This is a genomic window from Cytobacillus sp. FSL R7-0696, from assembly GCF_038006865.1.
GTDB lineage: Bacteria > Bacillota > Bacilli > Bacillales > Cytobacillaceae > Cytobacillus > Cytobacillus kochii.
This window is the reverse complement of record NZ_JBBOWA010000001.1, coordinates 825,268-838,792: the sequence shown is the minus strand read 5'-3', so window position 1 is coordinate 838,792 and position 13,525 is coordinate 825,268. Positions and strand designations below refer to the sequence as shown.

11 protein-coding genes and 1 pseudogene are annotated in these 13,525 nt (G+C 36.4%); 11 read left to right on the top strand and 1 reads right to left on the bottom strand.

Features of this window, described 5'->3' with window-relative positions:
- Positions 1 to 327 precede the first annotated feature (327 nt).
- The 10 genes and pseudogenes from MKX29_RS04390 to MKX29_RS04345 form a co-directional block, all read left to right on the top strand.
- Positions 328 to 1,266, top strand: a complete 939-nt coding sequence (locus tag MKX29_RS04390) for a 3-hydroxyacyl-CoA dehydrogenase NAD-binding domain-containing protein (RefSeq protein WP_341104214.1) — start codon at positions 328 to 330, stop codon at positions 1,264 to 1,266.
- Positions 1,267 to 2,598, top strand: coding sequence for a short-chain fatty acid transporter (locus MKX29_RS04385; RefSeq protein ID WP_224934618.1), 1,332 nt, complete (start codon positions 1,267 to 1,269; stop codon positions 2,596 to 2,598).
- Between the two features lie 15 nt (positions 2,599 to 2,613).
- Positions 2,614 to 3,291, top strand: a complete 678-nt coding sequence (locus MKX29_RS04380) for a cyclase family protein (RefSeq protein WP_224934620.1) — start codon at positions 2,614 to 2,616, stop codon at positions 3,289 to 3,291.
- A gap of 21 nt (positions 3,292 to 3,312) precedes the next feature.
- Entirely contained in the window at positions 3,313 to 4,383 is a 1,071-nt protein-coding gene (locus MKX29_RS04375) for a zinc-dependent alcohol dehydrogenase (RefSeq protein WP_224934622.1), read from the top strand.
- Between the two features lie 251 nt (positions 4,384 to 4,634).
- Complete coding sequence (locus tag MKX29_RS04370) at positions 4,635 to 6,245, top strand: sensor histidine kinase (RefSeq protein ID WP_224934625.1); 1,611 nt, start codon at positions 4,635 to 4,637, stop codon at positions 6,243 to 6,245.
- Entirely contained in the window at positions 6,238 to 6,915 is a 678-nt protein-coding gene (locus tag MKX29_RS04365; protein ID WP_224934685.1) for a response regulator, read from the top strand. Before MKX29_RS04370 ends, MKX29_RS04365 begins: the two co-directional genes overlap by 8 nt.
- A 230-nt stretch (positions 6,916 to 7,145) precedes the next feature.
- Positions 7,146 to 8,123, top strand: a complete 978-nt coding sequence (locus MKX29_RS04360; RefSeq protein WP_224934627.1) for a tripartite tricarboxylate transporter substrate binding protein — start codon at positions 7,146 to 7,148, stop codon at positions 8,121 to 8,123.
- Positions 8,124 to 8,138: 15 nt separating this feature from the next.
- Entirely contained in the window at positions 8,139 to 8,588 is a 450-nt protein-coding gene (locus MKX29_RS04355; RefSeq protein WP_095370437.1) for a tripartite tricarboxylate transporter TctB family protein, read from the top strand.
- 16 nt (positions 8,589 to 8,604) lie between these two features.
- A complete protein-coding gene (locus MKX29_RS04350) occupies positions 8,605 to 10,116 on the top strand; it encodes a tripartite tricarboxylate transporter permease (protein WP_224934629.1) in 1,512 nt (503 codons plus the stop codon).
- Between the two features lie 120 nt (positions 10,117 to 10,236).
- Positions 10,237 to 10,352: pseudogene (locus tag MKX29_RS04345) on the top strand (DUF1801 domain-containing protein); the annotation flags it as partial.
- Between the two features lie 61 nt (positions 10,353 to 10,413).
- Here MKX29_RS04345 and MKX29_RS04340 read toward each other — a convergent pair.
- Positions 10,414 to 11,334 (bottom strand): MBL fold metallo-hydrolase, encoded by a 921-nt coding sequence (locus tag MKX29_RS04340; RefSeq protein ID WP_341104212.1) that lies wholly within the window; start codon positions 11,332 to 11,334, stop codon positions 10,414 to 10,416.
- A gap of 703 nt (positions 11,335 to 12,037) precedes the next feature.
- Here MKX29_RS04340 and MKX29_RS04335 point away from each other — a divergent pair.
- On the top strand, positions 12,038 to 13,468 hold the full coding sequence (locus tag MKX29_RS04335; protein ID WP_224934633.1) for an aminotransferase-like domain-containing protein: 1,431 nt from the start codon (positions 12,038 to 12,040) through the stop codon (positions 13,466 to 13,468).
- The last annotated feature ends 57 nt before the right edge of the window (positions 13,469 to 13,525 follow it).

The window sequence follows — 13,525 nt, the reverse complement described above, 5'->3', positions numbered from 1 at the left end:
GATAGTGGCTCCCTTCTATTTCGGTTTACTAAACAGTTCTATTTTATCATATAACTTAAAAGGTTTTTAGAATTGAAAATTTTCCATTGACTATCTAAATCTTTTAAAATATGATAATACTATCAAAATGATTTGAATATATTATTCTTTCTGAAGAAAAGCGTCTTCTTAACGATGAAATTCACCTTTCATAACACTTAAGGATACCTAGCTTTTTCAAGGAGATAAGAGTCGAGTAATTTTCTTATTTTCCTGGGATAGCTAGGTTTTTTTGTTTTTGTTAAATTAAGGTAATTCATATAAATGCTGGAGGGGGGAGTTATTAGAATGACTAAAAGAATCGCTGTTATTGGTGGAGGAACAATGGGAATAGGGATTGCCCAATTGTTTTCTACAAATGGGTATCAAGTTACGTTAGTAGATGTGAATAAAGAAGCATTATATTTAGCAAAAGAGAGAATGGAATATCAACTTTCTGCTCTTCTTTCCAATTCAGATGATGTTAAAAGTGTAATGGCATCTGTCTCTATGACTGTAGAAATGAGTGAAGTGGAAACAGCTGAGTTCATTATTGAAGCAGTCCCCGAAAAACGAGACCTGAAACAACAGGTGCTACAGGAAATAGAGAGGTTTTGTGCAGAGGAGACGATTATTGCAACAAACACATCAGGGTTGTCTATTGATAGCTTAGCTGAATGCCTAACCTATCCACAAAGGATGATGGGTACACATTTTTTCATGCCAGCTCATGTCATTCCACTCGTTGAAGTGGTAAAAGCAAAAGCAACATCGGAAGCAGCTACAGACAAAGTGATGTCACTATTAAAAGAGGTTGGCAAAAAGCCAGTACTGATTAAGAAAGACATCCCAGGATTTATTGCCAATCGCATTCAACATGCAATGGCAAGAGAGGCCGTTTCACTATTAGCTTCAGGTGTCGCATCAGCAGAAGATATTGACACTGTTATTCGTTATAGTTTAGCGCCTCGGTTATTATTTAGCGGACCGCTTGAACAACGAGATTTAAATGGACTAGATGTTCATTTTCATATTGCTTCATACTTATATCCAGATCTCGAAAATCGGACAGATCCTGATCCATTTTTTGTGAAAAAGGTAGAAGCAGGAGAGCTGGGTATAAAAAGTGGGAAAGGTTTTTATGATTGGCAAGATAGAAATGTACAAGCAATTGTAGAAGAAAAGAATCACGCAATTTTGCAAATAATGAAAGCGCTTAAAGATAGAGACAACAAGGAGGGGAACTAGATGGAAAAAATGACAAACTTCTTCACGAATTTAATGAGGAAGTATTTACCTGATGCATTTGTATTTGCTATTGGATTAACGATTTTAACAATGATTCTAGCCATGTTGATTGAGGGACAAACACCAAAAGAACTTGTGCTAGCATGGGGAGATGGGTTTTGGGATTTATTAGCCTTTACGACACAAATGGCTGTTATTTTAGCTATGGGTTATGTTTTAGCAACTGCACCTCTAACGGATAGGTTATTAAATAAAATTGCGGCTAAAGTAAAAACACCTAAGGGTGCAATTATAGTGGCCACTTTAGTTGGGTCGATTGGTAGCTATCTAAACTGGGGATTTGGGTTAGTTATCGGAGGAATTATCGCCCGTAAATTAGCAATGAATGTAAAAGGTGTGCATTATCCCTTAATTATTGCAGCGGCATATAGTGGTTTTACCTTTTATGGTTTAGGTTTATCAGCTAGTATTCCTGTGCTCATTTCTACACCAGGTCATCCAATGGAAGCGGCAATGGGCATAATCGGTTTAAGTGAAACCATTTTCTCTTTACCAATGGTAATTACAACGGTTGTCTTATTAATTACTTTGCCACTTGTTAATGCTGCTCTTCACCCAAAGAATAAAGAGAATGTAAGAGAGATAAATCCTGCTTTATACGAAGAGAAAAAAGAAGCATCAGTGAATATATTAGGCGATGATACTTTTGCTTCTAAGATTAATAATAGCCGATTACTTAGTTATGCTATTGGTATCATTGGTTTAGTTTATATCCTTTTCTATTTCATCGATGGTAACACAATGAATCTTAATATTATTAACTTTATTATTCTTTTCTTAGGAATTATTCTTCTTGGAACACCTGCGAAATATACACAAAGCTTAAATAGTGGAATTGGTACAATATCAGGAATCATTCTTCAATTTCCGTTTTATGCAGGAATCATGGCGATTATGGCATCATCGGGTCTAGTTGATACAATTGCTGCTATATTTGTTAATTTTTCAACGGCAGAAAGTTTACCGTTCTGGGGAATTATTAGTTCTTTCTTTATTAATTTCTTTGCTCCATCTGGCGGCGGTCACTGGGTTGTTCAAGGACCATTTATGATTGATGCGGCGAAGGAGTTAGGAGCAAGTCTTAGCCAAACATCTATGTCTGTTATGCTTGGTAATGCATGGAATGATGTGATTCAACCCTTCTGGATTTTACCAGCGCTCGCTTTATCAAAGCTAAAGCTTAAAGATATAATGGGTTATTTAGTAATGATTATGTTTTATGTAGGAATTATTTATATTGCAGCTTGTTTAATATGGGGTTACTTACTATAAAAGGAGGAGCTAATAATGAAAGTAGTCGATTTATCTGTTGTTTTATATGATGGTCTGGTATCATTCCCGTCTCATCCAAAGGTGGTATTTATGGATCATGTTACACATGACTTTTCCAAACCGCGATATCAAGCTCCGTGTGAAGGATATGCGAGTAAAACGATTATCATGTCTGATCATAGTGGTACACATATGGATGCTCCCTATCATTTCTTTAAAGATGGTTGGACAATTGAGCAAATCCCTGTGGAGGCAACAATGGGGAATGCCGTGTTGGTAGATGTTTCTCATAAGAGTGCAAATGAGCCTGTAACAAGAGATATGGTAGAAGAGGTTGTTCGTCGTGACAATCTAAAAGTGAAGAAGGATGATATCGTTTTATTTCGCTGCTGGCCAGGTGAATGGAATGCTGCAGGTTTTCATGATTGCTTATCATTAGATCCTTCTGTTGCTAGTTGGGTAGTGGAACATAAAGTAAAAGCGATTGGTCTTGATCTTCCTAATGCCGATATTAATACAAATATGCAACGTAATGTTCATATGGAGTTACTTGGCCGAAATATCATGATTTTTGAGAATGTAGTAAATCTAGAGAAGTTAACAAAGAAACATTTTTATTTTATGGGAACGCCACTAAACCTAAAAGGAATGACGGGCTCACCAATAAGAGCTTTAGCGATAGAAGAATGGTAAAAGAGAGAGGGAGAGCTTTGTATGAAAGCAGTAGTAAAAACTAATAGATCACGAGGTATTGAAATAAAAGATGTAGAATCGCCTACTTTAAAAGAGAATGATGTGCTAGTACAAGTGCTAGCTGCTAGCATTTGTGGAAGTGACCTTCATATGTACGAAGGGATGAATGCGTATGAATGGGTATCTACCCCTGTCACGCTAGGACATGAATTTGCTGGAGTGGTCGTGGAAGTTGGTCATAAGGATCATGCTCATTTGATTGGCAAAAATGTAGTCATTAATCCGTATATTCCTTGTGGCCATTGTGAGAATTGTTTGAAAGGGCAAACGAATCTATGTGACCATGGCAAAGGTTCCATGAGTAAAGTGCCGGCAGAATCATTACGATACGGTTTTAGAGAAAATGGTGGAATGGCAGAGTATGCTTCTATCCATTATCAAAATGTACTCCCACTTCCCGAGGAGGTTGCTATTGAGGTGGCAGGGATGCTAGAAGCAATTGGAATTGGTGTACGCGCAATAGAAAGGGCGAACATTCTGCCGGGTGAAACAGCGGTTGTTATTGGACCGGGACCCATTGGATTATCAATGGTTGCCTCCCTATCCAACTATGGATTTAAACAATTGATTGTCACTGGATTAACAAAGGACAAAGATCGTTTGACATTAGCATTAGAGCTAGGTGCTACTGATATTGTGTATGTTGATGATGAAAACTTATTAGAGGCCATTGCTCATAAGACGAATGGAAATGGCGTAGATCATGTTTTTGAAACGAGTGGGTTTAATGGTTCACTGACAGATGCTGTGAGAATATGCAAAAAAGGTGGGGAAGTCTTACTTATTGGTATTAGCCCGCAAGAAAGTACCATAGCTACTAGTGAAATTGTACGTGGTGAGATTGATATAAAAGGAATATACGGAGTGACAGAACAAACGATGAAACGTGCGATTGCCATGGCAGCATCAGGAAAGTATCCATATGAAAAACTTATTACACATACGTACGCTTTGGAAGAGGCAGAAGCAGGATTTAAAGCAGGCATAAGTAAAGAAGCGGTAAAGGTAATATTAAAGCCATCAGGAGAATGAGTTTATATAGGATGGGCAAATGCAAACGAACAATCTCTAATCTTGGGTTGTTCGTTTTTTGAGTTAGTGATTATTTCATGAGGAATTTTCGGTATAATCTTACGCTATCAATAAAATATAGGTTGTATCATTTTATCGTCTTATTTCGTATGCTTCTGCCCACACTATAGAGAATTGATTGTATGAGTAGATAGATTATTCAGAAAGAATCCTGCTATAATGTAAAGAATCTATAAATACTGGAGAACTGTATGAAAAAGTTATTGAAAGTTCCTATAAAAATTAAGATTCTCGTCCTTATAGTTATTTTAATTATTTCTATTATTGTATTGTTATCGGCGATGTATATCGTGATGAAATTAAATGATGATATGGCTAAGGCTGAAGAGTTAACAATGCAGACAGCAAAGACCATTTCTTATATGCCGGCATTACATGACTATTACAACTCTTATAAACTAGTAAATACTTTAGGAAATGTAGTAAATCAAGTAAAAAAGATAGACAATATGGAAGTGTTTTTTCAAAAACGCAATGGCATGATTATCGCCTCGACTGATGATGAATATACTTTTGGAGAATTAACAATAGAAGAGCATGAAAAGGCACTTATTTATGGAAGCTCTTATGTGATGCAAACAGTAGAAGAAGATAAAAAAGTGATTAAGGCCGTTGCGCCTATAATGGTCGATTATGGTGAATATAAAAAAGTAGAGGGAGCAGTCATTGTCCTTTTTGAAGTGAACCATTTATATGAAGCCATTTGGGAGGATATTAGAGAAATACTTAAAGTATCTGTGATCATCTTGTTTCTTGGTATCTTTGCTGGTTATTCATTGACTAATAGTATTAGGAAAGACACATTAAACTTAGAACCTTATGAAATTGCTGCCATGTTCAGAGAGAGAAACGCTATACTCCATTCAGTGAAGGAAGGGATTCTTTCTATTGATGAAAAAGGGATGATTACGATGGTCAATACTTCCGCTGCTCAGCTATTGACATTAGAGAGTGGAGTAGAAGGGAGATTAGTAGAGGAAGTCATTTCTTCAGAGGTAATGATTGAAGGACTGAAGAGTTGTAAGAAACAAGTAAATGTTGAAATACAAATTGATGAGAAAGCCATTATCATGAATACACAACCGATTATAGAAGCTGGGAAGAGAATTGGTACAGTAGCAAGCCTCCGAGATCGTACTGAAATTAAACGAATGATAGATGCCATATCTGAAGTGAAACAGTACTCTGATGATTTACGAGCACAATCACATGAATTTACGAATAAGTTATATGCCATCTTAGGCTTGCTTCAATTAGATAAAAAGGAGAAAGCGATTGAATTCATAAACAGCGAAGCAACATTATTAAAAAAAGAAGAAAAAATCATTTTTACAAAAATAAAGGATGAACGAGTGCAAGCGATATTATTAGGAAAATTAGGACAAGCTTCCGAAAAGAAAATAGACTTTGTAATAGATAAAGAGAGTTCTTTAGAAGGGTTACCAGATAACCTCACTTTATCGTCCCTTATTATTATTCTAGGAAACTTAATTAGTAATGCTTTCGATGCAGTAAAAGAGAATGCGCTCAAGGAAGTGAAATTTTTTGTTACCGATATTGGAGACGAGATTATTTTTGAAATCCAAGATAATGGAACGGGAATTGCTGAAGAAATGACACAGCAACTATTCGAAAAGGGACAATCATCTAAAGGGAAAAATCGTGGTTACGGGCTCTTTAATGTTCAAGTAGAGATAGAATCTCTAAATGGTGTGATTGAATATAGCAGTGATGAGCATAAGGGTACAATCTTTACAGTATATTTACCAAAGGAAGAGGGGAGTAAAAATGGAAATCATTAAAGTAGCAATAGCCGAAGATGATTATCGGATTGCGCAACTTCATGAAGAGTATATAACTAGAATAGATGGGATGAAGGTAATTGGAACAGGTTTAAATGCTCATGCAATGATGGAACTGTTACAACTGCATCCAGTTGATTTATTACTTATGGATATATATATGCCAGATCGTTTAGGAATTGATCTATTAGAGGAAATAAGGGAGAAGTATCCTCTTGTAGATATTATTTTAATTACAGCAGCGAACGAGAAAGATTATTTATTGAAAGCACTAAAATATGGAGTGATCTCTTACTTAATTAAACCGGTTTCATTGGATGTATTTATTGCAACCTTAGAAAGGTACAAAGAAGAAAAGGGGAAATTCGCTTCTGTCACTGAAGTCAATCAACAGGTTGCCGATTATTTCTTTGGTCGCACGCAAACAGACATATTACATAAACAAACGGGTTTGCCAGCTGGTATCGATCACGTTACGCTTGAGAAAGTGCGCTCCATTCTACAAAAGGGAGGAACAGGTTTAACAGCTGACAAGGTCGGAGAGAAAATGGGAGCATCTCGTACAACAGCTCGCCGTTACTTAGAATATTTAGTAAGTATAAACAAAGCTTATGTTGAACAAGTATATGGGGTTGTGGGGAGACCCGAGAGAAACTATTTTTATCGTTGAAAAACTGGTCGTAAAGGGACCGGTTTTTTTATGTATAAGAGAGAAAACATAGGTCGGTGTATGGTATGTCGTATTGTCACTTATAGTTATTGTGAAATAAAGCACAAATGAACACAATGAATTTAATTGATTTTAAGTTTTTAATAGACAATTTTAAGAAAACGTTTACATTTATTTATTCAGAATTTAATATTAACTCAGAATTTAACAAGATAAGGGGAGTGGATATAGTGAAAAAGCTGGTAGTTTTCGTTCTAGCTGTTCTTATATTAACAGCGTGTTCTTCCAATTCAACTTCAGGAAATGGGGAATATCCAACAAAAAATATAGAAGTAGTAGCTCCGGCATCACCTGGTGGCGGATGGGATTTAACAGCTCGATCTGTGCAAAAAATTCTTAAGGATAATAGCCTAGTAGATAATAATATTAATGTTATTAATAAGCCAGGCGGCGGTGGTGAAGTTGGGTGGAGCTATCTGCATACGAAGGATAGTCATTATCTTGCTGTAAACTCTAGTCTACTATTAACCAATCATTTCTTAGGACAAAGTAAGTTAACTTATGAGGATTTTACACCTCTTGCGACTTTAGCAACTGAATGGCAGGCTATTGCTGTATCAGTAGATGCTCCATATGAAAATATAAATGACTTGTTTGAAGATATTAAGAATGATCCAGCATCTATAAAAATTGGCGTAGGACCAGGTCTAGGCAATGATGATCATCTATCATTTGTGCAAGCGGCAGGAATGAGGGATGTGGCAGCAAAAGACTTAAATTTCCTCGTCTATGATGGCGGTGGTGGGGACGTAGTGACAGCCCTTTTGGGAAATCATGTAAATGCGGTCACGACTTCATTATCAGAAGTTAAGGAACAACATATAGCTGGCAAGCTAAAGATTTTAGCGGTGTCTTCGGAAGATAGATTAGAAGAATTAGAAGATGTACCTACATTAAAAGAAGAAGGTATTGACATGGTTTTCCCCCATTGGCGAGGTATTATGGGGCCACCAGATATGACAGAAGAAGAAATCAAATATTGGGATGAAAAATTGGGAGAAATGGTTAAGAGTGAAGAATGGGCTGAACTTTTAACAAATAATGATTGGGATGATTTTTACCAGAATAGTAGTGATACGAAAGCGTTTTTCGATGAACAAGCAGAATTATATAAGGATTTAATTGGCGAATCAGGGCTGGTTCAGTAAGGGAGGATTTGTTAAGTGAGAATCATCAAAATAGGTTTACCCATATTAATGATAGCCGTTAGTTTAGTTTTCCTAATCAGCTCATTTCAGATCCCAAAAGCTACATTAGGTAGTGCTAATGGACCTCTATATTTTCCTATTGGCATCAGTGCACTGATGCTTATCCTGAGTGTTATTTATCTGGTGAATGAGCTGAGAAATATCCATGAAAAAGAAGAGAAACTGACAGATGTATTTAGTAAGAGGGCAATACAGTTAATTGTTGTTACAATCATCCTCGGTATCATTTATGCACTGACATTTGAAACACTAGGATTTTTAATTTCGACGATTTTATTCTTAGGTGTCTTATTATTTTATTTGAATGGTTGGAGAAAATGGCTCGTTAACGTCATCGTTACTGTGAGTTTTTCCTTCATTACTTGGTACGGATTTAGTCAACTATTAGGTGTAAGTTTGCCATAGAAAAGGAGGGAATCATATGGAGGGTTTTGTAGAAGGATTGATGACAGCCATACAACCAATTAATATCATTTGGATTGTAATAGGAGGATTCTTGGGGACTGTTGTTGGTATGTTACCAGGGTTAGGTCCAGCCACGGCTGTTGCGGTTTTAATCCCAGTTACTTTTGGAATGGATCCAACAAGTGCCATTATATTAATGGCTGCCATTTATTATGGTGCGATGTACGGCGGATCTAGAAGTTCTATATTATTAAATACACCTGGCGATGGTTCGGCAATTGCTGCCACCTTTGATGGTTACCCGATGGCAAAGAAAGGCCAGGCTGGTCAAGCAATGGCCATTTCAGCAGTAGCTTCTTTTATCGGGGGGATATTAGCCACCTTTGGATTTGTCGCTTTAGCTAAACCGTTAGCAAGCTTTGCCTTGCAGTTCGGTCCATCGGAATATTTTTTACTTATGCTATTAACCCTCTCAGCTATTGTTTCGCTATCAACAGGAAAAATGATCAAAGGTTTTATTGCAATGTGCTTAGGGTTATTATTAAGTACAATTGGCATTGATCCGCAAACCGGTGTTCATCGTTTTACCCTTGGGATGCCACATTTAGCAGAAGGTATTGATTTTCTAATTGTCATCATTGGAATCTATGCGGTAGGTGAGGTATTTTATAATTTCTTAACGATTTATAAAGAAAAGAAAAAGCAAAAAGAAAATCAAGACATGGGTAAAACATGGTTCACCAAAGAGCAATGGAAACGTTCTAAATGGCCAATCCTCAGGAGTGCACCTCTTGGATTTATTGTTGGTGTACTTCCGGGAGCGGGGGGAACCATTGCATCAATGATTAGCTATTCTACTGAGAAGCAGTTATCTAAAAAACCAGAGGAATTTGGTAAAGGAGCTGTGGAAGGTTTAGCAGCACCAGAATCGGCAAATAACTCTGCCTCAGTTGGAGCAATGATTCCGTTATTAACAATGGGGATTCCAGGTTCAGGAACCACTGCTGTTATGCTCGGCGCATTAATCATGCTCGGCGTTAGGCCTGGTCCGATGCTTTTTGAAAATGATCCGGTTATGGTTTGGGGACTTATTAACAGTATGTTTATCGGTAACATTGCTTTAGTGATTATTAATGTCCTATTAGTTGGGTTACTCGTAAAGGTGCTTCACACGCCAGCTAAAGTACTGTATCCGCTTATCATTATGTTGGCTTTTATTGGCACTTACACGTTGAGTTATTCTACAGTTGACTTTTATTTATTATTGTTGTTCGGTCTCATTGGTTTAGTTATGAAAGTGTTAGACTTTCCAATTGCTCCATTAGTACTAGCACTAATCGTGGGAACAGATATGGAACAAAATTTCCGTATGGCTCTGACATCATCTAATGGCAGTCTAAGTATTTTCTTTTCTTCTGGGATTTCCGTTATTTTAATGATTCTTACAGTATTATCTTTATGCTATCCACTTATTTTGAAGTTGATTAAAAATAGAAAAAGAAAAGAAGACCAAACAATATCAGGTTAAATAAAAGCTCGTCATTGATGGCGAGCTTTTTATTTGTCCTATAATGTTTCATAGATACTTACTGTAAAAAGAAAATAAAAAGCCTAGAGAATCACTGGATAAAAGGAGGAAGCAAACAAGTATCAATTAAAGAAAAGAGAGACGGATGAAATGTCATGATGTTTATCGAAGTGGATTCAGTAAAGAAGCGGGAGGATGCTTATCAGTTATTAGATATCTTTACTGAAGCGTCCGGATGCATAATCTCTTTCCTAGTTAACTTTATCAATATGCTTTTTGATAGTCGATCCAAATCGGTTATAACCAAAATGTTTCGCCGATGAATAATTTTTTTAGTTGATTGGCATCTAATTGTTGCTTTTCCCATTCAGCATCTAGTCTAGCAATAGCTTCTGGTCCGGTATCGTCTGCTAAATGATAAGTACCATAATGCATAGGGATAAAGGTTGCGCCATTTAATTCCATATATGCTTTCACTGCATCTTCTGGGTTAATGTGACTGACTTTCATAAACCATTCTGGTTCGTAGGCGCCAATGGGCATCAATACAGTTTTGATCTTGAACTTTTCGGCGATCTCTTTAAACCCACGAAAGTAACCTGTATCACCGACAAAATAAATAGAGTGTGGCTCATTTTCTATAATCCAACCACCCCAATGAGATGTATTCGTATCCGTTAGTGATCTTTTCGTCCAATGTTGAGCGGGTACAAAAGAAAGGGACAACGAATTAAGTCTAAAAGAATCATACCAGTTCGCTTCAAATATATGCTGATATCCCCGTTTGCTAAAACTTTTCCCTAAACCAATTGGTACATAGAAAGTGGGGTCGCCTTTTAGTTTTTTGATTGATGGAAAATCTAAATGATCATAATGACCGTGAGAGATTAAGACAATATCGATATCTGGTAAATCAGTGATAGAAATACCGGGTGCTGTTAATCGTTTACCGAGACCCATACGGTTTGCCCACACAGGATCAGTAACGATATTTAATCCATCTATTTGAATGAAAAAAGTAGAATGTCCAATCCATGTAATAGAAGCATCTTTTCTATTTTTGTTTAATCGCACAATTTCTTTTGTTGGCGATTGCTCAATTTGGATAGTAAGATCTTTTTTATTTTGTCTTCGTTCTTTTTGCCAGCGACGAAAATCATTGAATGATTTGGTGTTTTCTACATTATCTAGATTGGTAAAACGTTTTTTGCCTGTCATTCTAACCCTCCAAACTCATCTTCCTCTAAAAACATCTGTTAGCAACTATTATATCTGTCCATTTTTTAATATCAAAGTTTTTGTATTCATTGAAACGTAGAAAATGCCCATCAATTTAAACTTATGAAAAATTTAAGTTTTGTAGAGGGAAAAAAGATTTGATGAAAAAAAGCTTGCCAGTGGATTTTGTATGAGGGTCCTGCGTATAAAAAAAGATAAATTCTTATGAATGTAACTCTTGGTGTGTAAATTCATCGTATTTCTTATAGTAGGTATAGGACAAAATCTCCTTACGTAACTTTTAGTATGTCTAGGTGAAAGGTGCGTGAGCCGCGCTGAAAAGAGTTCAAGAAAACCAAGTCGTTTTTTATTCGATAAAAGCATCAACGATTAAACGTTTCATTATTTTAGACTGTGTAACTGGCACAGCGTTTTATTATGCTATTAAAGCCATTTCAACTAGTATGATACTTGCACTTGTTGGTTGTGTTGTTGGGACGGAGGGAATTAAAAAAGTGAAAAGAGAAACGGATAGGAAGCATTAGCGGATACTAGTGTATTGTCTTTTAACTTCTTCCTTTTTTCAATGCTAAATAGAGTTGTGAAGATCTATGTTATTCATTTCACTTAGAAAACAAAGTACTACTCCATTATTAGATAAGTTGGTTACACTATATGTATTAACTAAAAAGGGATGTATATAATGGATGAAAAAATCAACCGTGAATTGAAGAAGCCGATTTATAAACAAATTGCTGATGAAATAGAGAACGGAATCTCTGACGGTACTTTTCCAGCTGATAAAAATCTACCTTCGGAAAGACAGTTAGCTAAAACTTTTCAAGTCAATAGAAGTACGATTGTTGCTGCTTATGATGACCTTGAATCAAAAGGATTAATTGAACGAAGAATCGGAAGTGGTACAGTCATAAGTAAAGATATTTGGGGCATGACAAAAAAGCGTATGCCAAGTTGGAACAGATATATTGAAGCAGGTTCGTTCTTACCTAATTTGCCTATTACGCAAAAAATTCGTAAGGAAATGGAAAAAAGAAAACTTATCAATATGGCGAGTGGTGAGTTGTCAGAAGATTTATATCCAATCGATATTTTAAGAGAAATTACGCAAACGCAAGCGTTTATTGGTAGACTAGGTTACGACCATCCTCAGGGTAGTGAAGCATTAAGAAATACCATTACGAAACATGTGGAGAAATACAGAAATATTCAAACAACACCAGCTTCTATCCTTGTTACTTCTGGAGCACAACAAGCCCTGCATCTTGTTGTGCAATGCTTATTAAAACCTGGTGATGCTGTTGTGATTGAAGATCCATCTTATCATTACAACCTGCCTATTTTTAAATCAGCAGGCATTCAAGTCTATACCCTATCAGCACTAAGCAATAGGGCTCTTTCTGCCGAGCTTCTTTCATTACATAAAAAACACCGAATTAGTATGATTTTTTTAAATCCAGCATTCCAAAATCCAACAGGGAGGCTGTTTAGGAAAGAGCAATTACAAGAGATTTTGGATATTTCATCTGAATACGGAATCCCAGTGATTGAAGATGATCCATACAGCTTAATTTCTTTTAATAACAATCCTGTCTCTACATTGAAATCAATGGATCAAAACGGAAATGTATTGTACATCAGTTCGTTATCAAAACTAGTTGCTTCTGGTTTAAGGATTGGCTGGATTATCGGGCCGAACTCGGTAATAGAAAGATTATCGGATGCAAAGCAGCAGATTGATTTTGGTCATGCTAGCTATACACAATGGATTGCTAATGATTTTTTGGAGTCAAAGCATTTCCCTGTACATTTAGATAGGATCAAAACAGAACTAGTGCAAAGAAGAAACGAAGTAGTTGCTAGTTTAAAGAAATATTTAGGGGATCAGGTGGTGTTTACCATTCCTCAAGGTGGTATTCATATTTGGTGTGAAATAAACAGAGACGTTGATGAAATGAAGTTGTTAGAGAATGCCATTAAGCAAGGAGTTATTTATTTTCCTGGAATGATGATGGGATCAAAGAAGTTATTTGTTCGGTTTACCTTTGGACGAGCAAATGAAGAACAAATAAGAACGGGTATCCAACGTTTTAGTGCCGCATTAGCACTTACTTAAATGAAGTGGATGGTAAAAAAATAGATGAATTGGCTGGTCATTAAAATGCTCGTTTCA